18 protein-coding genes are annotated in these 25,786 nt (G+C 36.4%); all 18 read left to right on the forward strand.

Going from position 1 to position 25,786, the window contains the following annotated elements; translation table 11 throughout:
- Positions 1–375: 375 nt before the first annotated feature.
- Positions 376–1,050 carry a heptaprenylglyceryl phosphate synthase gene (gene pcrB / locus KM885_RS08980; RefSeq protein WP_060668989.1) on the forward strand — a complete coding sequence of 225 codons (675 nt, stop codon included), beginning with the start codon at positions 376–378 and terminating at the stop codon, positions 1,048–1,050.
- 18 nt (positions 1,051–1,068) lie between these two features.
- Positions 1,069–3,285 carry a DNA helicase PcrA gene (pcrA, locus tag KM885_RS08985; protein ID WP_047185478.1) on the forward strand — a complete coding sequence of 739 codons (2,217 nt, stop codon included), beginning with the start codon at positions 1,069–1,071 and terminating at the stop codon, positions 3,283–3,285.
- 15 nt (positions 3,286–3,300) lie between these two features.
- The gene (gene ligA / locus KM885_RS08990; RefSeq protein ID WP_216883801.1) at positions 3,301–5,313 is read left to right on the forward strand and encodes an NAD-dependent DNA ligase LigA; all 2,013 of its coding nucleotides are present in this window, start codon (positions 3,301–3,303) and stop codon (positions 5,311–5,313) included.
- Complete coding sequence (locus tag KM885_RS08995; RefSeq protein ID WP_216883803.1) at positions 5,314–6,453, forward strand: CamS family sex pheromone protein; 1,140 nt, start codon at positions 5,314–5,316, stop codon at positions 6,451–6,453.
- Positions 6,454–6,627: 174 nt separating this feature from the next.
- Complete coding sequence (locus KM885_RS09000) at positions 6,628–7,902, forward strand: helix-turn-helix domain-containing protein (RefSeq protein WP_244986962.1); 1,275 nt, start codon at positions 6,628–6,630, stop codon at positions 7,900–7,902.
- Positions 7,903–7,920: 18 nt separating this feature from the next.
- Complete coding sequence (locus tag KM885_RS09005) at positions 7,921–8,058, forward strand: hypothetical protein (protein WP_165589212.1); 138 nt, start codon at positions 7,921–7,923, stop codon at positions 8,056–8,058.
- Between the two features lie 288 nt (positions 8,059–8,346).
- Entirely contained in the window at positions 8,347–8,640 is a 294-nt protein-coding gene (gene gatC / locus KM885_RS09010; protein WP_047185474.1) for an Asp-tRNA(Asn)/Glu-tRNA(Gln) amidotransferase subunit GatC, read from the forward strand.
- 89 nt (positions 8,641–8,729) lie between these two features.
- Complete coding sequence (gene gatA, locus KM885_RS09015; protein WP_047185473.1) at positions 8,730–10,196, forward strand: Asp-tRNA(Asn)/Glu-tRNA(Gln) amidotransferase subunit GatA; 1,467 nt, start codon at positions 8,730–8,732, stop codon at positions 10,194–10,196.
- A complete protein-coding gene (gene gatB, locus KM885_RS09020; RefSeq protein ID WP_047185472.1) occupies positions 10,196–11,626 on the forward strand; it encodes an Asp-tRNA(Asn)/Glu-tRNA(Gln) amidotransferase subunit GatB in 1,431 nt (476 codons plus the stop codon). Before gatA ends, gatB begins: the two co-directional genes overlap by 1 nt.
- 478 nt (positions 11,627–12,104) lie before the next feature.
- Positions 12,105–13,025, forward strand: coding sequence for a diacylglycerol kinase (locus tag KM885_RS09025; protein WP_047185471.1), 921 nt, complete (start codon positions 12,105–12,107; stop codon positions 13,023–13,025).
- A gap of 378 nt (positions 13,026–13,403) precedes the next feature.
- Positions 13,404–14,786, forward strand: a complete 1,383-nt coding sequence (gene rlmD, locus KM885_RS09030) for a 23S rRNA (uracil(1939)-C(5))-methyltransferase RlmD (RefSeq protein ID WP_216883806.1) — start codon at positions 13,404–13,406, stop codon at positions 14,784–14,786.
- A 354-nt stretch (positions 14,787–15,140) separates the two neighbouring features.
- On the forward strand, positions 15,141–15,353 hold the full coding sequence (locus KM885_RS09035; protein ID WP_061129961.1) for a type II toxin-antitoxin system Phd/YefM family antitoxin: 213 nt from the start codon (positions 15,141–15,143) through the stop codon (positions 15,351–15,353).
- A 20-nt stretch (positions 15,354–15,373) separates the two neighbouring features.
- The gene (locus KM885_RS09040) at positions 15,374–18,064 is read left to right on the forward strand and encodes an N-6 DNA methylase (RefSeq protein WP_061129962.1); all 2,691 of its coding nucleotides are present in this window, start codon (positions 15,374–15,376) and stop codon (positions 18,062–18,064) included.
- Complete coding sequence (locus KM885_RS09045) at positions 18,058–19,281, forward strand: restriction endonuclease subunit S (protein WP_216883808.1); 1,224 nt, start codon at positions 18,058–18,060, stop codon at positions 19,279–19,281. Before KM885_RS09040 ends, KM885_RS09045 begins: the two co-directional genes overlap by 7 nt.
- Before the next feature lie 13 nt (positions 19,282–19,294).
- Positions 19,295–22,420, forward strand: a complete 3,126-nt coding sequence (locus tag KM885_RS09050) for a type I restriction endonuclease subunit R (RefSeq protein ID WP_061129963.1) — start codon at positions 19,295–19,297, stop codon at positions 22,418–22,420.
- A complete protein-coding gene (locus tag KM885_RS09055) occupies positions 22,413–23,165 on the forward strand; it encodes a M48 family metallopeptidase (protein WP_216883810.1) in 753 nt (250 codons plus the stop codon). The genes KM885_RS09050 and KM885_RS09055 overlap by 8 nt, the downstream gene beginning before the upstream one ends.
- Positions 23,140–24,726, forward strand: coding sequence for an ImmA/IrrE family metallo-endopeptidase (locus KM885_RS09060; RefSeq protein ID WP_216883811.1), 1,587 nt, complete (start codon positions 23,140–23,142; stop codon positions 24,724–24,726). Before KM885_RS09055 ends, KM885_RS09060 begins: the two co-directional genes overlap by 26 nt.
- 369 nt (positions 24,727–25,095) lie before the next feature.
- Positions 25,096–25,620: an RNA polymerase sigma factor gene (locus KM885_RS09065; protein WP_061129966.1), complete on the forward strand. Its 525-nt coding sequence runs from the start codon at positions 25,096–25,098 to the stop codon at positions 25,618–25,620.
- The last annotated feature ends 166 nt before the right edge of the window (positions 25,621–25,786 follow it).

Consider the following 25,786-nt stretch of genomic DNA (forward strand, 5'->3'; position numbering starts at 1 on the left):
AAACTATCGGAAACAAAGGTATTGTGAAAAGTTTTTTGAGACACTTTGGTACTGTCTACTTGACAGAAGCAGGTGTACCCATTGTCACGGCCATTTGCAAGTAAAAAGGAGGGTACTTTGTCCGTGATCCCCACAGTCACGGCCAATTGCAAGGAAAAGTTAGGAGGTTTTGTCCATGATCCCCACCCTCACGGCCATTTGCATGTAAAAAGCAGAAGACTTTGTCCATGAAAACCCCTATCACAGACATGATAATAGCCTTTTCACATACGCTTCAAAAATTTCCACCACATAACTCTAAATACTACCTACGATTTTTGGTATAATGGATTAATGTAATTTGAAAGATGGAGGGATATCCCTTTGAAGACAAAAATGAATGAATGGAAGCATATTTTCAAGCTTGATCCTGCAAAGGAAATTTCAAATGAACAATTGGATATCCTCTGTACATCAGGTACAGATGCCATCATGGTTGGTGGAACAGATGACATTACTTATCGAGGAGTAGAAGACTTATTAAATCGACTCAGTCATTATTCCGTCCATAAAATACTGGAAATATCCAGAATGGACGCCATTACAACCGGTTTTGATGATTACTTCATTCCGATGGTACTCAATTCCAAAGAAAAGAAATGGATGATGGACATGCATCATCAAGGAATCAAACAACATATGGACTATATAGATTATGTCCAACCCGTTTTTGAGGGATATTGTATTTTGAATGAAGAAGCAAAGGTTTTTCAATATACGAACAGTACACTTCCAGATGCAGAAGATACGTTAGTATACGCATATATGGCGGAGGAAGTTTTTCACTTACCTATATTTTACTTGGAATACAGTGGGATATATGGGGATGCAGAACTTGTTAAACAAGTAAGCCATCAATTAAACGATACATTGCTCTTTTATGGGGGTGGAATTGAGAATGCCCACCAAGCAAAAGAAATGAAGCAGTATGCGGATGTTATTATTGTTGGTAATAGTATCTATACCGATTTTGATAAGGCACTGGAAACGGTACGAGCGGTAAAGCCTTAATATGATGGAGGTGTAAAAATGAGTCAGACGATGGATGACTTATTGAAAGGATTAAATAAAGAACAACGAGAAGCGGTAAAGACAATAGAAGGCCCGTTATTGATTATGGCTGGTGCTGGATCAGGGAAAACAAGAGTATTAACACATCGAATTGCTTATTTAATTGGTGAAAAAGGTGTGGCACCACGCAATATTTTGGCAATTACGTTTACGAATAAAGCAGCAAGAGAGATGAAAGAACGTGTCCGCAGATTAGTTGGGCCTGACAGTGAGTATATGTGGGTTTCTACATTCCACTCCATGTGTGTTCGTATTTTACGAAGAGACATCGATCGGATTGGTTATAATAGAAATTTCACCATTCTAGACAGTAGTGACCAATTATCTGTTGTGAAACAAGTTTTAAAAAATAAAAACATCGATCCGAAAAAATTTGACCCACGTGCTATGATTGGGCAAATTAGTGCTGCAAAGAACGAATTAATTACCCATGAACAATTTAGTAAGAATGCTGGGAATTTCTATGACAGGCAAGTGGCTCAAGTCTATGAAGGCTATCAAAAAATGCTTCAAAAAAACCAGTCACTTGATTTCGATGATTTAATTATGTTGACAATTCAATTATTCAAGCGTGTACCTGAAGTGCTAGAATTTTATCAACGCCGTTTTCAATATATCCATGTGGATGAGTATCAAGATACGAACCATGCGCAATACTTCTTAGTAAAACAATTAGCGAGTCGTTTTCAAAATTTATGTGTAGTAGGGGATTCAGATCAGTCCATCTATCGTTGGCGTGGAGCAGATATTACGAATATCTTATCATTTGAAAAAGATTATCCAACAGCAAAAACGGTATTTCTAGAACAAAATTATCGTTCAACAAAATCCATTCTACAAGCAGCTAATACAGTGATAGCCAACAACCCTGGACGTAAACCAAAAAATCTTTGGACAGAAAACCCAGATGGACAAAAAATCAATTATTATCAAGGTTCAACAGAGCAAGATGAAGCATTATTTATCACAAATAAAATACAAGAATTAACAAAAGAAGGGTATTCTCCAAGTGATATTGCGATTTTATACCGTACGAATGCACAATCCCGTGCCATTGAGGATACGTTTGTAAAATCAGGAATTGCTTATCAAATGGTTGGTGGCACAAAGTTCTATGATCGAAAAGAAATTAAGGACATGCTTGCTTACTTACGCCTAATTACAAACCCAGATGATGATATAAGTTTTGAACGTGTCGTGAATGAGCCAAAACGTGGAATAGGGAAAACCTCTATTGAAAAACTACGAGCTTATGCAATGGTAAACGATCTTTCTTTCTTCCAAGTAGTAAAGGAAGTTGATTTTACTGGTGTATCTAAGAAGGCGGCAAATGCATTAGTTGAATTTGGCCAGTTGATTGAAACATTATCTCAACAACAAGAATTTTTAACAGCTACGGATATGGTTGAACAAATATTGCAACGGACAGGCTATGAGAAGATGCTTAAAAATGAAAATACACTTGAATCTCAGTCACGTTTAGAGAACTTAGAAGAGTTTATGACGGTAACGAAAGACTTTGAAGCTAGTGCTGAAGATAAGACATTAGTTGCCTTTCTTACTGATTTAGCGCTTATTGCGGATATCGATAAAGTGGATGAGGAAGATCCAGATAATGAAGAAAAAGTTACCATGATGACATTGCACGCTGCAAAGGGGCTTGAGTTTCCTGTTGTGTTCCTCATTGGTTTGGAAGAAGGGATTTTCCCACATAGTCGTTCGATTATGGATCAAGAGGAAATGGAAGAAGAGAGAAGACTGGCTTATGTAGGAATAACTCGAGCAGAGAAAATCCTTTTCCTTACACATGCCAAGATGCGGACCTTATTTGGTAGAACAAGTATGAATCCAGTTAGTCGTTTTATTAACGAGATTCCCAAAGATCTATTAGACGGTTTGGAACAACTGAACTCATTCACCTATGGTTCTTCTTCGTTTGGACAGAGAAAAGACACCCCAGCACCTAAGCGACAAGCAGTACGTATGCAGAAAACAACTGGAGCTGAAAATGAGGAGTGGGCACCAGGAGATAAAGTGACACACAAAAAATGGGGGATAGGTACCGTAGTAAAAGTACAAGGACAAGGGGATTCCACAGAATTAGATATTGCATTTCCAGCCCCAACCGGAATTAAACGGTTATTAGCAAAATTTGCTCCGATTACAAAACAGTAGGAGGTGTGCTTCTTTATGGATGAAAAGCAAGCACAAAAGAAAATAGAGGAACTCAAAGAATTGCTGAATCAATATGGGTACGAATATTATGTGTTAGATCAGCCAACTGTACCTGATTCAGAATATGATGAGAAGCTAAGAGAACTACAAAAGTTAGAAGAGCAATTCCCTCATTTGATTACAGAGGACTCCCCAACCCAGCGTGTTGGTGGAGAACCTCTGGAGGGATTTGTTAAAGTGGAGCATCGCGTTCCAATGCTCAGCTTAGGAAATGCCTTCAATGAACAAGATTTAAGAGACTTTGCAAGACGCGCTAGTCAAGGAGTAGATGGAGAAGTCTCTTTCGTTTGTGAATTAAAAATTGATGGGCTTGCAGTTTCTCTTACTTATGAAAATGGTAAGTTTGTTCGTGGTGCAACGCGCGGAGATGGAACGATTGGAGAAGATATCTCGAATAATTTAAAAACAATCCGTAGTATTCCATTAACATTGAAAGAACCAGAAACGTTAGAAGTACGTGGTGAAGCTTTTATGCCCCATCGTTCATTTTTGAAATTAAATGAACTACGAACAGAAAATGAGGAAGAACCATTTGCAAATCCACGAAATGCTGCGGCCGGATCCCTACGCCAATTAGATCCTAAAATAGCAGCTAAACGTCATCTTGATATCTTCCTTTATGCAGTTGGAGAGTGGGAAAACAATGATATTACCACACATAGCGGTCGGTTAGAGAAACTAAAAGAACTCGGTTTTAAAACGAATCCAGAGTGGAGAAAATGCTCATCAATTGAAGAAGTAATGGAATTTGTAGAGTATTGGACGAAAGAGCGTCCTAACCTCGACTATGAAATTGATGGAATTGTAATCAAAGTGGATAATTTGGAACAACAAGAGGAATTAGGATACACAGCGAAAAGTCCAAGATGGGCTATTGCCTATAAATTTCCTGCTGAAGAAGTAATGACAAAACTAATTGATATTGAACTAAGTGTTGGTCGAACTGGAGTCATTACACCTACTGCTATTTTGGAGCCAGTTCGAATTGCTGGATCAACCGTACAACGTGCTTCTTTACATAATGAAGACTTAATTCGTGAGCAAGATATCCGAATTGGCGACATGGTTGTTATTAAAAAGGCAGGAGATATTATACCAAAGGTTGTCCGTGTCGTGGAGGAGAAACGTTCGGCTGATGCAACAGAGTTTCATATGCCTAAAGAATGCCCTGCATGTGGGAGTGAAGTTGTAAGACTAGAAAGTGAAGTAGCATTACGTTGTATCAACCCTAGTTGTCCAGCTCAATTGACAGAAGGATTAATTCATTTTGTGTCACGTAATGCCATGAATATTGATGGATTAGGTGAAAAAGTAATCATCCAGCTATTTCAACACGGGCTCATTCAGACGTTTGCTGATTTGTACCGTTTAGACCGTGAAGAATTGTTGAAGTTAGAAAGAATGGGTGAAAAGTCCGTTCAAAATCTCCTCCATGCAATAGAATCATCGAAAGAGAACTCTTTAGAACGATTAATATTTGGATTGGGAATTCGCTTTATCGGTGCCAAAGCTGCCAAAACACTCGCAATGGAATTTGAGACGATGGAGAACCTAGAGAAAGCAACCTATGAAGATCTCGTAGCAATAGATGAAATTGGAGAAAAAATGGCAGATGCCGTTGTTCAGTATTTCCATGAAGAACATGTACAAAATTTATTATTGGATTTAAAAAAATTAGGAATCAATATGGAATATAAAGGGCCTAAGAAAGTTGAGACAGCAAACGAAGCGAGTATTTTCGCCGGAAAAACAATTGTGTTAACCGGTAAGATGGAGTATTATACTCGTAATGAAGCAAAAGAATTAATTGAGGCTTTAGGTGGCTCCGTGACTGGAAGCGTCAGTAAAAAAACCGATATGGTTATCGCTGGTGAAGACGCTGGGTCTAAATACGATAAAGCCCAAAAACTTGGAATTACGATTTGGAATGAAGAACAATTAAAAGAAGCATTAGGGAGTAATTCATAAATGAAAAGAATAAGTATCATATTAATTATCGCGCTCCTACTACTTGCGAGCTGTTCACCGAAAGGTAATGATCAAGAGGAAGTAGTACAAGAAAACAAAAATGAAGAACAACAAACGTCCATTGTTCCGAGCTATCAATTAAACGACGAAACGTATCGTATTATTCTTCCGTTTCAAACAAGTGAAGCAAGAGGGGTCATTACGAACCAAATGGGAAATCGAGTGGACATTGATGAATTAGAAGAAGGGCTCATGCGCCAATCTAAGGAAATTTTTGATCCGAGTGAGTTGTTTTATCAAGAAGGGCAATATTTTTCAAATGAACTTCTCTTTTCTTTGATTGATGAATTAAATCCAAAGGTAAACGAGGAAAAAATCAAAGGATTGGATAAAGAAGAAAAAGCTGAAGTTTACAAAAAGAATCCTCGTTACTTAACACATATATTAGAGCAAAATTATATGAAAAGAAACGAAAAGGAAAACACGGTTGAGTTAGCTGGAGTTTCTATAGGAATTGCATTAAAATCCGTTTATCGATTCCAAACAGAAGTTGGTGGACCATATCAATACAAAAAAATTCCTATGAAAGATATGATAGAAAAAGGCCAAGAAGTGGCACAAAAGGTGGTAGACGAATTAAAGGGTATGGAAAACTTTCCGGATGTACCGATTATGATTGCTTTGTTTAGGGAAGCGGAAATAGATTCCCCTGTACCAGGAAATTTCGTCTCCAAAACAGTCGTTCCTGCTGGACAAAACAAAATAGATAAATGGGATAAAATAAATGAAAAAAATGTTCTTTTCCCATCAGAAGAGGCGAAAAAGGATTATACAGACGACAATGAAATAATTAATAGTTTTGGAAATGAAATATCACAATTCTTCCCTAATTATGTCGGTTATATTGGAAAAGGCTTTTACATTAACGATGATTTACAAAAGCTTACAATCGAAATACCACTTGAGTTTTATGGTAAAGGGGAAATAATAGGATTTACTCAATATGCATACGGACTTATTCAAGACATGTTTCCAAAGAACTATGATTTAGAAGTTCAGGTTACCTCAAGTGCTGGTGCAGAGAGTTTAATCTATCGAGAAGCAGGAAAGGAAAAACCAGAATTTCATATTTATAATTGATTAAAAATCATCACCTAAAAAATGGGTGATGATTTTTTTATTTTGGGAAGGCTCACAAGAATCTATTGTTAATTAAGGAATCTAGCTATAATTTTTCTAATATAAAACTATAGTACCTATGTTATAATGTAAAACGAATACATATCATTAAAACTTCATACTTAATAGGATAGGATGGGTATTTTGATAGAGATTGGATCTTTTATTAAATTGCAACGCACTAAGAAAGGAATGACACTAGGGGAATTAGCTGATGGTATCGTTTCTGTATCCTACTTGTCCAAAATTGAAAATCTAAAAACCCAAGCAAGTCCTGAAATTATTCAGTTACTTTGTAATAAGCTTGGTATCAACGTAGACAAGAGTAAAGAGCCCATAATTAAAGAGAAATGTGACCAATGGTTTAGCATGCTTTTTGAAGTGAACGATAAAGAGGATATTATTGTTACCTATAAAGAACTACAGGAATTAATGGATACCAATATATCTGATTATATACTCCTGTTTGAAATACATAAAATTAGGTATTACCTCTTGATTGGGGAGACATCCCAAGCTTATAATAAAATGGAAGAGCTCAATGAAATGAGCGATGACTTTGACAATATACATAAGTTCTATTGGTTTAAGTATAGAGGAAACTATTATTCTGTTAAAGAGGATTACAGTAATGCCTTAGAAATGTACAACCAGGCAGAAACGCTGTTCAAGTTTACGAACTTAGAAGAACATGAGATAGCAGATGTCTACTATCTTTTGGCAGTTACACATAGCAAGCTGAGAAACACATTAGAATCTATTGACTTTGCGAATAAGGCATTAGAAGTTTATATGAAACAATATAACTTTGTTCGCTGTGCCCAATGTCATAATATTTTAGGTATATCATACAGAAGAATTAGGATGTATGATAAAGCTATAAAAAATTATAATCTAGCATTACATTTAGGTAAATTGAACAATAACAAAGCTATTATCCAATTAACGAACCAAAACCTTGGTCATTTATACTCTGTAAAAGGAGATTCAGAGGAAGCAATTAAACATTATCTAGAAGTATTGAATGATAGCGAAGTTTCACCGTCTAGCAGATTAACTACCTTAGCATCATCCGTAAGTGAGTACTATCAAGCTGGAAGATATGAAGAGGCAAAAGAAACCATACATATTGCCTTCGAATTAATGAAAGAATTAAAAGAGGAAACACATAGGTTGAGCCATTATACGATTCATATTTATCACCATCTTTTAAATGAGGAATGGGATAAATTTGAAAATGTAATGGTTAACGAGCTCTTACCTTACTTAAGGAAAACAAAAGACTACGCAAATATTATTATATTTAGTAGTCTACTTGCAGATTTCTTTGAAAAACGGCAACGATACAAGGATGCGGCTAAGTATTATAAGGTAGTCAATTTTGCCTATAGGCAAATTGCTAATATATAAAAAAGGGGGGCTATGTAAATGAAAAAAGCATTGATGATTATAGGTCTTGGTGCTCTACTAGCCACTGGGGTTGCTTTTTCGGTTTTACCAAATGACTTAGCAATCGAAGTGGAGCCAGGGATTTTCTTTATTGGAAACTTCCTATCTAATTTTTAATATCTTCATATTTTTTACGCTTTAATTTTAAGAAGACAGAGCCGGATTAGTATTTACTTTTCCGGCATTTTATTTTGTACAACATTTTTTTCTACAAAATTTGCCTAGATACGGCTATCTCTGCTATTATCATAGTGTTATAATAATAAATTATGGTTATATTGAGATGTATATAGTGAGTGTTCAAAAATAAGGATGAAAAGCGAGCCAACTAGAAACGGAAGTGTCATTTTCACCGGGCTTTTTGAACAACCTTATATAGCGAAAATACGGTTTGGAGGTTGAACCATGGCAGACATATCAAAAGAACAAGTAAAACACGTTGCTCATCTAGCAAGACTTGCTGTTACGGAAGAAGAAGTCGAACAGTTAACAAAAGACCTAGGTGCTATTATTGATTATGCAGAACAATTAAATGAACTTGATACAGAAAACGTAGAACCTACTACCCATGTATTAGAAATGAAGAATGTGATGCGTAAAGATGAAGCAAGACAATGGATTACGCAAGAGGAAGCTTTGAAGAATGCTCCGGACAAAAAAGATGGTCAATTCCGCGTACCATCCATTTTGACAGAGTAGAAAGTGCAAAAGTTTACATTCGTGCAACAAAGGCATTTACTTACATTTAGCGAATGCCAAGTGTACTAGATTAAGGAGGAGAGAAGGATATGTCATTATTTGACCATTCCATTAAAGAATTGGAAGGGAAATTACATAATAAAGAAATCACCGTTCAAGATTTAGTTGAAGAATCTTACAAACGTATTAAAGAAGTAGACGGTGAAGTTCATGCTTTTTTAACATTAGATGAAGAAAATGCAAGAAGACAAGCGAAGGAACTAGATGAGTCTCCAGATACTTCTGCAAGTCTTTTTGGCATGCCTCAAGGTATTAAAGATAATATTGTGACGAAAGGCCTTCGTACTACTTGTGCAAGTCAATTTTTAGATAACTTCCATGATCCACTATATGATGCAACCGTTATTCAAAAATTAGCGAATGAAAAACCAATTACAATTGGTAAATTAAACATGGATGAATTTGCGATGGGTTCATCTAATGAAAACTCAAGCTATACTCCAACCAGAAACCCATGGAATACAGATCATGTTCCGGGTGGATCTAGTGGTGGATCTGCAGCAGCGGTAGCAGCAGGAGAAGTATTATACTCTTTAGGATCTGATACTGGTGGTTCTATTCGCCAACCTGCAGCATTTTGTGGTGTGGTAGGAATGAAACCTACATATGGTCGTGTATCTCGTTTTGGTTTAGTAGCATTTGCTTCTTCCCTTGATCAAATTGGACCAATTACACGCAGCGTTGAAGACAATGCACGTGTATTGGAAGTAATTGCTGGACATGACAAGATGGATGCAACTAGCGCAAATGTGGACGTGCCTAAGTATACAGATGCTTTAACAAATGATGTAAAAGGACTTAAAATTGCAGTACCGAAAGAATATTTAGCAGAAGGGGTAAACCCTGAAGTTAAAGAAGCGGTGATGAATGCATTAAACGTATATGAGTCACTTGGTGCAACATGGGAAGAGGTTTCTCTACCACATTCTAAATATGCAGTAGCAACCTATTATATCCTATCTTCATCTGAAGCATCTGCTAACCTTGCGCGCTTTGATGGGGTTCGCTATGGTGTACGTACAGAAAACGCAGATAACATGATTGATATGTTCAAGAATTCTCGTAGTGAAGGATTTGGACAAGAAGTTAAACGTCGTATCATGCTTGGAACATTTGCTTTAAGTTCCGGCTACTATGATGCTTACTATAAAAAGGCACAAAAAGTTCGTACATTAATTAAGAATGACTTCGATAAAATCTTTGAAGAATACGATGTTGTTATTGGACCAACAACTCCAACGCCAGCATTTAAAGTTGGAGAAAAAATTGATGATCCATTAACCATGTATGCAAATGATATTTTAACCATTCCAGTAAACTTAGCTGGTGTCCCAGGGATCTCTATTCCATGTGGATTCTCAAACGAAGGTTTACCAATTGGTTTACAAGTTATTGGAAAACATTTCGATGAAAGCACTGTATATCGTACTGCACATGCTTTTGAACAAGCAACAGATTTTCATACAAAACGACCTCAACTAGGGGGTAGTAACTAATGAATTTTGAAACAATTATAGGTCTAGAAGTACACGTAGAATTAAAAACAAAATCTAAGATATTTAGCCCAAGTGTGAATGCATTTGGCTCTGAACCAAATACAAATGTAAGCCCAATTGAATTAGGTTATCCTGGAACACTTCCAGTTTTAAATGAAGAAGCAGTAAACTTCGCTATGAAAGCTGCGATGGCTTTAAACTGTGAAATTGCAACAGATACGAAGTTTGACCGTAAAAACTATTTCTATCCAGATAATCCGAAAGCTTACCAAATCTCCCAATTTGATCAACCGATTGGGGAACATGGTTGGATTGAAATTGAAGTAAATGGCAAGAAGAAAAAAATCGGTATTACTCGTCTTCACTTAGAAGAGGATGCTGGTAAATTAACTCACGGTGATGACGGATATTCTTATGTTGACTTTAACCGTCAAGGAACACCATTAATCGAAATTGTTTCTGAACCCGATATGCGCACTCCAGAAGAAGCTTATGCATATTTAGAAAAACTGAAAAACATTATTCAGTACACAGGTGTATCTGATGTGAAAATGCAGGAAGGTTCCCTACGATGTGATGCGAACATTTCTTTACGTCCAATTGGTCAAGAAGAATTTGGTACAAAAACAGAATTAAAGAATTTAAACTCCTTTAACTTTGTACAAAAAGGACTTGAGTATGAAGAAAAACGTCAAGAAAAAGTTCTATTATCAGGTGGAGAAATTCTTCAAGAAACCCGTCGTTACGATGAGAAAACAAAAGAGACAATTTTAATGCGGGTTAAAGAAGGTTCTGATGATTACCGTTACTTCCCAGAACCGGATTTAATTCCACTTTATATTGATGAAGAGTGGAAAGAACGTATTCGTGCAGAAATCCCAGAACTTCCAGATGCGCGCCGTGAGCGATATGTGAAGGAGCTTGGTTTATCGGAATACGATGCGAATGTATTAACAAGTTCCAAAGAAATGGCAGACTTCTTTGAAGAAGCAGTTGGCCATGGCGCAGATGTTAAACAAGCATCTAACTGGTTAATGGGTGAAGTTTCTGCTTACATGAATAAACATTTAAAAGAACTTCATGATTTAGCGATTACTCCTGAAGCATTAGCATCTATGATTAAGCTAATTGAAGATGGAACAATTTCTTCTAAGATCGCGAAGAAGGTATTCTCTGAGCTTGTTGAAAAAGGCGGAGATCCTGAGAAGATTGTTAAGGAAAAAGGACTTGTACAAATTTCTGACCCTGAACAATTAAAAGAAATTGTAAACAAAGTCTTGGATGAAAACGAACAATCTATTATAGACTTTAAAGCGGGTAAAGGAAAAGCGCTTGGCTTCTTAGTTGGACAAATTATGAAAGCATCAAAAGGGCAAGCTAACCCGCCAATGGCGAACAAAATCCTTAAAGAAGAAATTGAAAAACGTTAAATGAAAGTAATGGATTAGACTACGATTTTAATTAAATCGTAGTCTAAACTTTTTTAGTAGCCGGGAAAGTATAGACCTTTCCCATTTACTAAAAGAGTTTAGCCAATGCCAAGTTTGTTAAGCCAAATAAGAAAGCTTGTACTCTCTTATTTGCCAAATAGTTTTTTTGAGACTATGATAGAATGGGTAAACTAATTATTGCGAATTGTAAAGCCCTATACAAAACAAATAAACGAAGTGATTAACTAAATACAAAGGACAGCTTTTTTGCCTTACTGTACAAAGTAAACAATTTATCCGACCTAAATGGGCAGTAAGACCCCCACCACAAAACAAAGAAGATAGGTGGAAGATTAACTGCCCATAAAGGTCCGATAAATGCGACTAACCATCAATGGGGGATGAAGGAAAATCCCCACTGTGGAAGTCTTCTTTATAAATTAACAAGAAGCAAATGTTGCAGGAGGGAGGAAGTAAAATGAAAAGGGCTAGAATCATTTATAATCCGACATCAGGTCGTGAAATATTTAAAAAGGAATTACCTTACGTATTGCAAAGATTGGAATTAGCTGGTTATGAAACATCTGCTCATGCAACTACTGGCGAAGAAGGAGATGCTGAAGAGGCAGCAAAATATGCACTTTCGAGGAGTTTTGATTTAGTTATAGCTGCAGGTGGAGATGGAACCATCAATGAAGTTATTCATGGGGTAGCTGAACAAAATCATCGTCCAAAGCTGGGCATTATTCCAACGGGGACTACAAACGACTTTGCACGAGCATTGCATATTCCACGGGATATTAAAAAAGCGGTAGATATTATTGTCGAAGGGCACTCACAACTTTTAGACATCGGCAGAGTAAATGAACATTATTTTATAAACATAGCCGGTGGAGGTAAATTAACCGAATTAACTTACGATGTTCCGGCGAAATTAAAAACAGTTATTGGGCAGTTGGCTTATTATGTGAAAGGAATCGAGATGCTTCCTTCCCTGAAGCCTGCGAGAGTAAAAATAGAATATGATGGAAACGTAATTGATGAAGATATTATGATATTTTTAGTATCTAATTCCAACTCTGTAGGTGGCTTCGAAAAGTTAGCACCAAGCGCTGATTTAAGTGATGGATATTTTGATTTAATTATATTAAAAAAGGTGAATTTAGCCGAATTTTTACGTATCGCTACACTAGCTATACGTGGTGCACATTTAGATGATCCCAATGTCATCTATAAACAAGCAAAACGAATTACTGTTACACCACAAGAAAAAATGCAACTGAACATAGACGGTGAGTATGGCGGTCTTTTGCCGGGAGAATTTATTAACTTAAAACAACATATCGAATTTATGGTACCGAAAGAATTTATTAAAGAGGAAGAGAAGGCTGAAGAATAAACAGCCTTCTTTTTGTTTAAGTAAGAAAGTCTTTTAAAACGCATCAAAGAGATGAACGACCAAATATAGAAAAGTTATCGTCATAGGTTGGATGAGTGCCCGAATGCAGGAAAATAAAAGTCAAAAGGTCACTCATAGGTTAGATGAACGACCGAGTACAGCAAAGAAATCGCCACACGGTCACTTACAGGTAGATGAATACCGATTGAAGTTACTGATGAGCTTCTTACAAACAAATAGCCTATTGATTTTTGTATGAAATACTGGGTTTCACACTTAAACGAAGACAGAAAACATGAAAGTATGAGAAATGCCTTTCCCGTTCAGAATATGATAAGATAGAACCATTATATGTTCGAAAAAAGGAAGATTAGCATAATGGCGAAACAAACAGCTCCAGTTAAAAAAAATGAAACAATTACTTTAACATTTGAAGACCTCACCCACGAAGGAAACGGCGTTGGGAAAGTGGAAGGGTATCCGCTTTTTGTACCCTATGGATTACCAGGTGAAGAAGCAACAGTTAAAGTAGTGAAGGTAAATAAAAATTTTGGTTACGGAAAATTATTAGAGGTTACAAAGAAAAGCAAAGATAGAGTGGAACCACCATGTAATGTATTTTATCAATGTGGTGGATGCCAACTTCAGCATATGAGCTATGATTTGCAACTTGAAATGAAACGGAATCAAGTAAAAAATGTTATGAAGAAAATTGCTCACCTTGAACATGTACCCGTTCACCCGACAATCGGTATGAAGGATCCATGGCGTTATAGAAATAAAGTACAGATTCCTGTTGGGGATCGTGATGGTGAGTTGATAACTGGATTCTACCGGATGCGCAGTCACGATATAATCGATGATATGGAAACATGTGTTATTCAAGATGAAGTAAATGATCGTTCGGTCCATGCTGTACGTAGAATAGCGAATCAATTAGGAATCGAAGCCTATGATGAAAAATCAGACCGAGGCGTCCTACGACATATTATGGTTCGTACAGGCAGAGAAACGAATGAAACAATGATTGTTTTAGTTACTCGAACTAAAAAACTACCACATCAAGAAGAATTCATCCGTCAACTAACGGAAACTTTTCCACATGTGAAATCAATCGTTCATAACATTAATGATAGGCGAACCAATGTTATTTTAGGTAGAAAGACGAAAGTGATATGGGGAGAGGAATACATTTATGACACCATTGGTGATATTAAATTCGCCATTTCAGCAAGGTCCTTTTATCAAGTGAATCCATATCAAACAAAGGTATTATATGAAAAAGCATTAGAAGTGGCCAATATTGATAAAAATGATGTGGTCATTGATGCCTATTGTGGAATTGGAACGATTTCTTTATTCTTAGCCCAAAAGGCAAAGAAAGTTTATGGGGTGGAAGTCGTTCAAGAAGCCATTAATGATGCAAAAAATAATGCTAAGTTGAATGGTATAACGAATGTTGAATTTATAGTAGGAGAAGCGGAAAAGGTCATGCCAGAGTGGAAAAATGAAGGACTTAATCCCGATGTCATTGTCGTTGATCCACCGAGAAAAGGATGCGAACCAGAGTTTCTTGAAGCAATGGTCGAGATGGAGCCTAAGCGAATTGTGTATGTTTCTTGTAACCCATCTACATTAGCTCGTGACTTAAGAATTTTAGAAGATGGTGGATATGAAACGAAAGAAGTTCAACCAGTAGATATGTTTCCGCAGACGAACCACGTCGAGTGTGTTGTCTTGATGTCAAGGGTTGAGGAATAAGCTCTATTCAAAGTATTGATAAATAAAGGGTTTCCAAGGTTGGAGGATTTTCTGCCCAATGTCTGGCAGTGCCTTTTAACCTTGAAAATCCTTATTTTTATTTATTGAGGAAACAGTTCAATCGCAAAAATTTGCGTAGGGTTGTGGAGACAGATTAGATAACTTCATAGGGTTGTGGAGATAGGTTAGATTAAACATTCCCTAATTTTGAAATGAAGGGTTATCCATATTTCTATATTATAGATATACATATATTAATATTTGAGTTGAAAAAGTAATTACATTTCAAGTATAAATAGTCATTTCAATAGACTGATTTTCTTGGTATAATAAAAAGAAAAAGCAGGTGTGGATATGGAAAGTGAAGATAAAATACAAAAACAGCCTATGGACTTTTATAATATGTCAGATTTTTTAAGAGGGCAATCCTCGAAATTAATAACTAAATTATCTGATGAGGATAGGACAGCTTTCGTTTTAAAAAATGGAAAGCCTATTGCTGTTCTACTGTCTAATGAACGCTATGAAAGGCTTTTGAAATCGGGTATTGATATAACAGAATATTAAAGATGAGCGAGGTAAAATGAATGGCCGTGAAAAAATCAGAACTATATTCCCTACTATGGGAAGCGTGTAATAAACTAAGAGGTGGCGTAGAGCCGTCAAGATACAAAGACTACGTACTTGTATTGTTGTTTTTTAAATACGTATCAGATAGATACAAGGGACAGCGATTTGCTGAGTTTACAGTAAGCGAAGGTGCATCATTTGATGACTTAATTGCTGCGAAGGGCAAGAGTGATGTCGGTGAACGAGTAGATAAGATTATCCAAAAGTTCCTAGAGGAAAACCGTCTTCAAGGTTCTCTTCCTGATGTTAGTTTTAATAACCCGGATGAATTGGGTTCTGGCAAGGAACTAGTTGATAAAGTTTCTGGACTTATTGCTATATTCCAAAATCCTGCTATTGACTTCAGAAGTAACAGAGCTAGTGGTGATGACATCATCGGAGATGCTTATGAGTACTTCATGATGAAATTTGCTCAAGAGTCTGGTAAGAGCAAGGGTCAATTTTATACACCTAGTGAGGTGTCACGTATCATTGCTAGACTTATTGGTATTGGTGATATTAGACAAGAAACAGGTAAAAAGTGGACACTTCATGATCCTGCAGCGGGCAGTGGTTCTTTATTAATTCGTGCAGCAGATGAAGCTCCTATGGATGAAAACGGTGACTCTATAGTTACAATATTTGGTCAGGAAAAGTACCCTGATACTGCAGGTTTAGCAAAGATGAACTTTATCCTACATAACAAAGGTACAGGTGAAATTAAAAGTGGTAATACATTAGCAAACCCAGCATATACTGATGATTTTGGTGGGCTTAAGAAATTTGACTTTATTGTTATGAATCCACCTTTTTCTGATAAGGACTGGACAGATGGAATCAAACCATCAGAAGATAAATTTAAGAGATTTGATGGGTATGGCATTCCACCAGAAAAGAATGGTGACTATGCTTGGTTTTTACACGTCTTAAAGGCCTTAGATAGTAATGGTAAGGCAGGGATTATTCTGCCCCATGGTGTGCTATTTAGAGGGAATATAGAAGAGACCATTAGAAAAGCAGTTCTTGATAAGCGATACATAAAGGGCATAGTTGGTCTGCCTGCTAATTTATTTTACGGCACAGGTATTCCTGCTTGTATCATAATTATTGATAAAGAAAATGCCGATAATCGTGAAGGTATCTTTATGGTAGATGCAAGCCGTGGATTTAAGAAAGACGGTAACAAAAATCGCCTTCGTGAACAAGATATTGAGAAGATAGTACAAACATGCATAAATAAAGAAGAAATTATGGGATATTCTCGCTTTGTTACCTATAAAGAAATCTTAGAAGAAAACGATGGTAATTTGAATGTTCCTCGATATATCCAAAAGATTGACGATACATTGCCGCAAAATATTTCATCCCATCTAAAGGGTGGAATTCCGGAAGTTGATATTGATTCAATAGAAAAACTATGGAAAGTTTCACCAAAGTTAAAACAAGAGCTATTTACCCGTGTTGATGAAAAGCATAACGTCTATAACCTTGCTACGTCACCAAACGAGATAGAAACGGTTATCTCTGAGGACGAAAATATCAAGAGCCAAAAGGATACCGAGTGTGGTGAACTATTCGGGGCTTGGAGAAATGCAGTAAAAAATGTGCTATTAAATATCAATGTAGATACAAATCCAAAGGAGTTAATTCGTAACATTGGCCTTGAAATGTTGCATGATTTCGAATCGGCACAGCTTTTAGACAATTATGATGTGTACGATTTCTTGCTAAATTATTGGAATGAGAAAATGCAAGATGATGTGTATGTAATTAAGGCTAGTGGATATGAGGCTGGTCGTGAGATTGAATATGTATATGCTCAAAAGAAAGCAAAAGATGAAAGTGGAGAAGAAATAAAAGTTGACGATACCTCTAAAATGAAGTCGTTTGAAGGGGCGTTAATCTCAAGAGAGATTATCGAGAATGAGTATTTTGAAAAAGAGTTAATTGTTCTTAATGAGTTGAGAGAAAAATCAACATTGCTTGAATCTGAAATAGATGAAATGCGTGAAGAAGAATCTGGCGATGAAGGTTTGCTGGTAAATGCCCTAAATGAAAAAGGTGACAGCATTCCAAAGGCAAATCTTAATAAACGGATTAAGGAACTCGAAAGTAAAAAGACCTCACCTGTAATGAGCGATATTACAAAGTTGATTGAATTGTTAGATGAGGGCAATACAATTGAAATGGAGCAAATCGTTCAAGATAACAGTGAGCTAAAGGGCTACGAACTTAGAAATAAGAATGGGTCATTTGGTAAGGCCAAGCTAAAAGCCGCATTAAAAGAGGCAAACGAAAAAGCGGTTATGCCTGAAATTTATGCAGATGAATATAACGCTCTGCTTGCATATCAGGCTAAGGTTTCAGAAAAAGAAGAATCTGATAAGGCTATCAAAGAGGCACAAAAGACACTTGATGAACTAGTGCTTGCTAAATATGGCGAATTATCAATTGATGAAATTAAGCACTTGCTTTTTAATAAGAAATGGATGGCAAGACTTGAGGGTGATATTGTAGATGCAATTGATCAAGTATTAAATGAACTAGCATCAAAAGTGGTGTTAATCGCAAAACGCTATGAGCATACTCTAGGTGAGATTGAAGAAAAGACAGCTCAGTCAAAGATTAAGGTAAAGTCTGCTCTGGAAAGGATGGGGTACATATGGTAGCTTATCCTAGTGATTGGAGTGAAAGCATTCTTGATGATGTCATTAAAATAAAAAGGGGTGCATCCCCTCGTCCAATAGAGAGTTATTTAACTTTCAGTTCATCAGGAGTGAACTGGATTAAAATTGGCGATGCCCCACAAGATGGGAAATATATTATTTCTACGGCAGAGAAAATAACAAAAGATGGGGCTAAGCGTTCGGTACGGGTATGTCCAGGTGATTTTATTTTATCAAATTCAATGAGTTTTGGGAGACCCTACCTTTTAAAAATTGATGGGTGCATACATGACGGATGGTTAAGGCTATACGATTTTCAAAATGAAGTTGATAAGGACTTTCTTTATTATTTGCTTTCATCATCAAGTGTCAAGGGGCAATATGATTCTTTTGCTGCCGGAAGTGGAGTCCAAAATCTTAATAAAGAGGTTGTAAAAAAAGTACAAGTTCATTTACCCTTGCTCGCTGAACAACAAGCCATCGCCTCTGTTCTATCCGACTTCGATGAGCATATCAATAATCTAGCAAAGCTTATCGAAAAGAAAAAAGCTATCCGTGATGGTGCTTTGGAGGATTTGGTTAGTGGCAAAACTAGGGTTGATAGTTTTGAAAAGGAATGGGAAACTGTTTCTTTTAACCAAGTGATTAAACCAAAAGCAAGAATTGGATGGCAAGGTTTAAAAAAGGAAGAGTATTTAAGAAGTGGATACAGTTATTTAATTGGGGGCACTGATTTCCATAATGGAAAGGTCAATCTGGAGAACATATCATACGTATCAAAAGAACGATACGATATGGATTCAAATATTCAAGTCGAGTCAAATAATGTACTGGTAACAAAGGATGGAACGATTGGTAAGGTAGCACTGGTTCCTAAATTGGATAAACCAGCAACTCTGAATAGCGGAGTTTTTGTTTTCAGAACAACGTCTAGCCTTCTTCCAACGTTTCTCTATAGAGTTTTGTTGTCCTCAATTTTTAAAGAGTTTATTAATACATTGTCCGCAGGTTCTACAATAAAGCATCTATATCAAAAAGATTTAAGTAATTTTGAGTTTAGAATGCCACAGGATATCAGAGAACAACAAGCCATCGCCTCTGTCTTAACAGCTATGGATGAAGAAATCGAATCTCTCGAAATAGAAAAAGAGAAGATAATGGGAATTAGAGAAGGTGCAATGGATGACCTTTTAACAGGCCGTGTGCGTCTTAAATTATAGGGAGGTTAAGTTTATGTCTGTTGATTTAGAAAGAAAATTACAAAATAAGGTCCTCCACTGGTTAATAGATAAAGAAAAAGACGGTGGTTTAGGCTACACATATCTTGGCAACCTTGAAGATCAAGACAACACACCAGTTAAAGAGGACTTGCTAAAGAAGAATCTAGAAAAGCGCGGTTATACGAAAGACCAAATTTCAAAAGCAGTAAATGAACTTGTTACTAAGGCAAGTAATCAAGTGGATAGCTTATATCAAACCAATAAAGAGGTCTATTCCCTACTTCGTTACGGAAAGCAAGGTGTAAAGGACGATAATAAAAATCGTCAAACTGTGCATTATATCGACTGGGATAATGTAGAGAATAATGATTTTTATGTTGCTGAAGAAGTAAGTGTACTTTGTTTTAATCAGATAGAAAGAAAACGTCCTGATGTGGTGCTGTATATAAACGGCATCGCTCTAGGCGTATTTGAGTTAAAGCGTTCATGCGTTAGTATTGGCGAAGGTATTCGTCAAAATCTTACAAATCAAAAAAAAGAGTATATTCAGCCTTTTTTTAGTACCGTTCAATTAATTTTTGCAGGTAATGAGGCAGAGGGGCTTAAGTACGGTACTACCGAAACGGCTGAAAAGTATTTTCTTAAATGGAAAGAAGATATCAAAGCCACCGATGACCTTTCCGCAACTATCAAGGATATTCAATCTAAAGAAAAGAATAAGCTAAGAGATGCTATAGTCTCTCTTTGTCAAAAAGAACGTTTTTTATCGTTGATTTATGACTTCATTATCTTTGATGCTGGAGTGAAGAAGGTTACAAGACATAATCAATACTTTGCAAATATTGCTGCAAGGAAAAGGATTATTGAAAAAGAGGGAGGTATCATTTGGAATACACAAGGTTCCGGTAAGTCGTTGATAATGGTTTGGCTGGCTAAGTGGATTATTGAAAATTTGGCAGATAGCCGTGTAGTTATCATTACAGACCGTGATGAGCTTGATGACCAAATAGAGAGCCTATTTATTGATGTTAATGAGAAAGTTAAAAGAGCAAAGAGTTGCTCTGATTTAAGAGAAATACTAAATAAAAATGATGATTCTATCATATGCTCTTTAATTCATAAGTATGGACACAATGCAGGTAAACAATCCGATGTGGATCAGTATCGGAAAGAGTTATTAAAGGACTTACCTGCTGACTTTAAGGCAAAAGGAAACATTATTGCCTTTATTGACGAATGCCACCGTACAAACTCGGGGAAATTACACGAGGCTGTTAAAGTATTGATGCCTGAGGCAGTGCTTATAGGTTTTACAGGAACACCGCTACTTAAAAAGGACAAGAAAACCAGCCTTGAAACATTTGGATCGTATATTCACACTTATAAATTTGATGAGGGTGTGGAAGATGGCGTTGTTCTTGATTTGCGTTATGAGGCAAGAGATGTTGACCAAGATCTATCCAATAAGGAAAAGGTAGATTTGTGGTTTGATAATAAAACCTTTGGTCTTACTGAAAGAGCAAAGACAAATTTAAAACAGAGTTGGACTTCAATCAATAAACTATATAGTTCAAGACAAAGACTTGAGAAAATTGCAGGGGACATTATCTTTGATATGAATTTAAAACCGCGCCTTAAAAATGAACGTGGAACGGCTATGCTGGTTGCCAACAGTATATACGAGGCTTGTAGATATTGGGATATCTTTACTAGCAATGGCTTTAATAGGTGTGCTGTTGTCACCTCTTACGAACCTTCAGCCGCTAGTGTAAGAACTGCTACGAGCGACTTAAGTCAAGAGGGTGAGGAAGAATATAAGAAGTCTATTTATGAGCGGATGCTTAGAGGTAAAAAACTATCCGAGTTCGAAAAAGAAGTAAAAGAACAATTCAAAAAAGAACCCGCTAAAATGAAGTTACTTATTGTGGTGGACAAACTATTAACAGGTTTTGATGCACCAAGTGCCACTTATCTATATATTGATAAATCTATGCGTGATCATGACTTGTTCCAAGCAATCTGTCGAGTTAATAGACCGGATGGTGAGGATAAAGACTATGGTTACATTGTAGATTATATGGATTTGTTCCGTAATGTACAGTTGGCAGTTGCCGATTATACAACTGAGGCTTTCGATAACTTTGATAAAGAAGATGTTGAAGGACTTATTAAGAATCGTTATGATGAAGCCAAATCTGAAATGGTAGGTGCAATTGCATCACTTAAGGATTTGCTGGAAAATGTAAATGATCCGAAAGAGGATACTGATTATATTGAATATTTCTGTGGTGAAAATAGTGAGGATGATGAGAGAATAGGTCGTAGGGATATATTATACGCTCTTACTGCATCCCTGACTCGTTCCTTTGCAAATTGCTGTGATAAACTTGTGAGCAACTATGGTTATTCAGATAATCAAGTTAACCAGCTTAGAAGTGATATTTCTGGATATAACAAAATAAAAGAAATGATTAAACTTGCTAGTTGTGATTATATTGACTTGAAGCCGTATGAGGCGGATATGCGTTATATCTTGGACACCTACATTCGTGCCGAAGATTCTAAGGTTGTAAGCGAACTTGCCAATATGCCATTGGTTGAGTTGCTATTAAATAATACAACTACAACACCAATAGATGCATTAGTGAAAGAACTTCCAGGAAGCGATAATGCTAAAGCGGAGATAATTGAAAATAACTTGCAACATGAAATTGTTAAGAAGATGTCATCAAATAAAGTCTACTATGGTAAGCTATCGGAAATGCTCCAAATAGTTATTGATCAAAGACGAATTGAGGCTATGAGTTATGAGGAGTATCTGTGTCAAGTGGTAGAACTAGCACAAGCGATTTTACGTCCGGAAGAAAATTCTGATTATCCTGATGCTATTAAGAAAAGCGAAGCCAGAAGAGCTTTCTTTGATTACTTTGATAGAGATGAAAAACTGGCTATAAATAGTGACAATGCTATCCGTAATGCAATACGTCCTGATTGGAAGCGAAATTTCCAGAAACAACAAAATATAAGACTTGCTATATATCAAAATTTATTGGTATATGGTTATGACGAAGATGTAGCAACTGAAAAAACAAATGCCGTCTTCGAAATAGCTGAAAGACAGGGAGAATACGATGTGTAATGAAGTAATCATTGGCGGTATGCCAATAGAGATTATCAAAAAGCAAAATCTTAAAAATCTTTATATAAGGGTTAATCCCCCAGAAGGAAATGTAACCGTCAGCACTCCTAGTGATTATCCTGATGAAGAAATAAGGCTTTTTGTTTTAAAGAAAATGCCGGAGATTACAAAGGTGAGAGATAGGATGTTGTCACAACCACGTCAAACTGAACGTGAATATGTGTCTGGCGAATCACATTATTTATGGGGAAAGCCTTATCGGTTGCAGGTCGTTTATGAAGGAAACAAATACGAAATTACTAAACTACCAAATAAAATAATTTTAACTGCTCCCGAAAGATCAACCAAGGAATCTAGGGAGAGGGCTTTTAACGAATGGTACAGAGAAGAACTTAAACGAGTATTGAATGGTGTGGTTTCGAGGTGCGAGGCAAAGACAAACCTTTATGCTAATGAATACAAAATAAAAAACATGAGGACAAAATGGGGTACTTGTAACATTGATAAAAAAAGAATATGGATTAATTTGCAGCTTGCTAAAAAGCCGGTCGAATGTCTTGAGTATGTGGTTATACATGAACTAGTACACTTGATAGAAAAGAATCACACCCATAGATTTCATGCTCTTGTTGAGGAGTTCTACCCTACCTGGAAAGAGGCAAGAAAGCTATTAGCAGAGCTGCCTTTAGATTATATTGAAAAAGGGGAGTGGGTAGAGAATGAAGAGAAAAATAACATCGAGTGATATTTTTGATATTAATAAAAAATCGGGCGCATTGATACTTGGAAAGAATCGACTTGATGATTATGCAACTAAATTTCTAACAAAATATTGTAAGCAGGCATTGGTTGATCCAATGCCTCTTCCAGTTGAGGAGATTCTTCAGGATATGGGACTAACAGTACAAGAAGTTTCCTTATCTAGCAATTTAGATGTTTTTGGTTGTTGTTTGCTATTAGATGCACATATAGATGTTTATGACCAAGAAACAAGGCAATATACATCAACTGCTTTTAATGCTGGAACTGTATTGATTGATCCATTATCTGAAGCTGTATTTGGTGAAGGTTCGAGAAGAAACACACTAATCCATGAGGCACTGCATTGGGAAAAAGATAAAAGATATTTTGAAATCCTTGAGATAAAAAGTAAAAACGCATCTGAAAAGCTATACCCTATTTTATGCCGTCAATCTGAGACTTTCTATACTCCACCTGAGGGAAAGAACACAAAAGAAAATGAAGTAAGGTGGTTGGAATGGCAGGCACATAGATTAGCACCAAGGGTACTTATGCCAAAAAACAGCTTTAAAAAGAAGGCACTGGAGTTTATTCAACAATATAAAGAGGCTGGAGAAAATGTTATATTATCGTGTGACACTTTGATTGAAGATTTAAGTATCTTCTTTAAAACGTCACGGTTATCAGTAAAATATAGATTGATTGAGGTTGGTCTCAAAGATACAATTTCAAGGTTTTCAGATTATGAAGATGTCTATGAAGAAATCAATAGCAATAAAGATTTTGTCAAATTAACCCCAGTAGAAGCATTAAAGATTGTTGACACAGATTCAGTGCTTAAAGGGTGGATAAGCGATGGACGATTTGTTTATGCTGACGGGTACTTTGTTCTCGCTGACATCCAGTATGTAAAACAAAAAGATGGAGTACTTCATTTAACTGCTAAAGCAAAGAAAAATCTTGCAAAATGTGTTATTAATATTCGTGAGCAAAAGTTTACTACATATGAAAATGCCGATAAGGATTTTCTTGGTTATGCGGTACTTAGAAAAGTAGAAGGAATTGACAATAGACTTCTTACATTCCATCCAAAGTATCAGTCTTCTTTAATGTGTGAACCAGAAGAGGCTTACCAAGCATTTTATAAACAGTTAGCTTCTTATGATGAACAAGAAGAAATTGAACTTATGAAGATGATAGGAGACCCAACTAAATCACTGTGTGAGTGTTTATGGTTTTTGATGGAGAATAGAAAATGGAACTATCCTAAGCAATTTAACGAAGAGACAGGGCTGCACATAAACTATCATGGTAAAATTAAGAAAAATAACTATAACAACATGACTACTAATGTTTTGATGGCGATTTGTGTAGCCATGAGATTAAGTTCGAGAATAACACAAAAGTTATTTGATAAATCAAATAACAAATTAAATTATTATTCTGATCCTGATAAAACCTATATTCGTATAATGGATACTATGCCAGGACTGTCGCTTGACGATTTCAATGGAGTCTTAGGGCAGTTTGGAATACCTGAACTAGGTAGTGAAATAAAAATTTAAAAGTTCGTTAACTCGTTGAGTTGGTTTTGAACCCCGAAAGGGGTTCTTTTTTTTTGCTTAAAATTGAAAAACCCCCATTTATAAGGAAACAAAAGCCAACTCGATGAGTTGGTCGCTGAATTTTGAAATCCTTTATGTTTATAAGTGTAAGGCACAGGTCTTACAAAAATTTAAATACGTCTAAAGCTGGCCAGCAGAAGACGGTGGATACATAAATGAATCGAAGATAGTCAATGAAGGGCTATTGGAAAAGTTTATGCTCCTCCGTTTTATTTCCTATGCACATTTTCGGGAAGTAACTCTGTTGGTCATTTTTTCTAAGACTCATTAGTACTCCGCCGTCTTGCAAGACGGGAAAAGGAGAATCTAATGAGATTTTCAGTAAGGTATGAAGAAAAAATTCAAACAATCGAGCTTAATGATGAAGAAACCGAGCAAATGTGGGTTAGTCTGTCCCTTGTAGGTGAAGGACTTTCCAAATCAAATAAAGAGCGCTTAATTCAAGATGCTTTTAACGATAAGTATAACAAACCCGACTACAATAACTGGCATAAATTTGATAGACACAGAGGGATGCCAAAAAAACCATTCCGTAAGGACGACGAATCCGAGGATGCAACGGATCATATGGACTATCTCCCCGATAATTCCCATGAAGTGGCACGAAATAAAAAGGAAGATTATGAATATTACTGTGAGATTATTCGTTCCATTCTCAAGCCGAAACATTCAGAACCTTTTATTGCTGTATATCTTGATGGCATGACAATGACCGAGTATGCAGAGCGAGAAGGTGTTAGTAAAAGTGCTATTTCACATCGCTTGGCTACCGCTAAGAAGAAATTAAAAAAAGTTTTTCCAGAATCCTCAACTTTCCCCTCTTGCCACGGCTAATAGATAGAGGGCAGTACATAAACGCTCTCAAGAAAGAGGTGAAGAACATGAAACACAACTTGAAAATCAGTGTTTCAAAAACTCCACAGTCTGGCGGGATTGTCTCCTGTCGTAATGTCACTATAAGGGAGCGTTTCCTACGTTTCTTACTTGGTGATAAGCAGAA

This window comes from Oceanobacillus caeni, assembly GCF_019037185.1.
Lineage (GTDB): Bacteria > Bacillota > Bacilli > Bacillales > Amphibacillaceae > Oceanobacillus > Oceanobacillus caeni.

Excerpts from the sequence above, each read along its gene's own strand:
- pcrB (WP_060668989.1), top strand. The coding sequence starts at position 376 with ATGAATGAATGGAAGCATATTTTCAAGCTTGATCCTGCAAAGGAAATT.
- pcrA (WP_047185478.1), top strand. The coding sequence starts at position 1,069 with ATGAGTCAGACGATGGATGACTTATTGAAAGGATTAAATAAAGAACAA.
- ligA (WP_216883801.1), top strand. The coding sequence starts at position 3,301 with ATGGATGAAAAGCAAGCACAAAAGAAAATAGAGGAACTCAAAGAATTG.
- KM885_RS08995 (WP_216883803.1), top strand. The coding sequence starts at position 5,314 with ATGAAAAGAATAAGTATCATATTAATTATCGCGCTCCTACTACTTGCG.
- KM885_RS09000 (WP_244986962.1), top strand. The coding sequence starts at position 6,628 with ATGGGTATTTTGATAGAGATTGGATCTTTTATTAAATTGCAACGCACT.
- KM885_RS09005 (WP_165589212.1), top strand. The coding sequence starts at position 7,921 with ATGAAAAAAGCATTGATGATTATAGGTCTTGGTGCTCTACTAGCCACT.
- gatC (WP_047185474.1), top strand. The coding sequence starts at position 8,347 with ATGGCAGACATATCAAAAGAACAAGTAAAACACGTTGCTCATCTAGCA.
- gatA (WP_047185473.1), top strand. The coding sequence starts at position 8,730 with ATGTCATTATTTGACCATTCCATTAAAGAATTGGAAGGGAAATTACAT.
- gatB (WP_047185472.1), top strand. The coding sequence starts at position 10,196 with ATGAATTTTGAAACAATTATAGGTCTAGAAGTACACGTAGAATTAAAA.
- KM885_RS09025 (WP_047185471.1), top strand. The coding sequence starts at position 12,105 with ATGAAAAGGGCTAGAATCATTTATAATCCGACATCAGGTCGTGAAATA.
- rlmD (WP_216883806.1), top strand. The coding sequence starts at position 13,404 with ATGGCGAAACAAACAGCTCCAGTTAAAAAAAATGAAACAATTACTTTA.
- KM885_RS09035 (WP_061129961.1), top strand. The coding sequence starts at position 15,141 with ATGGAAAGTGAAGATAAAATACAAAAACAGCCTATGGACTTTTATAAT.
- KM885_RS09040 (WP_061129962.1), top strand. The coding sequence starts at position 15,374 with ATGGCCGTGAAAAAATCAGAACTATATTCCCTACTATGGGAAGCGTGT.
- KM885_RS09045 (WP_216883808.1), top strand. The coding sequence starts at position 18,058 with ATGGTAGCTTATCCTAGTGATTGGAGTGAAAGCATTCTTGATGATGTC.
- KM885_RS09050 (WP_061129963.1), top strand. The coding sequence starts at position 19,295 with ATGTCTGTTGATTTAGAAAGAAAATTACAAAATAAGGTCCTCCACTGG.
- KM885_RS09055 (WP_216883810.1), top strand. The coding sequence starts at position 22,413 with ATGTGTAATGAAGTAATCATTGGCGGTATGCCAATAGAGATTATCAAA.
- KM885_RS09060 (WP_216883811.1), top strand. The coding sequence starts at position 23,140 with ATGAAGAGAAAAATAACATCGAGTGATATTTTTGATATTAATAAAAAA.
- KM885_RS09065 (WP_061129966.1), top strand. The coding sequence starts at position 25,096 with ATGAGATTTTCAGTAAGGTATGAAGAAAAAATTCAAACAATCGAGCTT.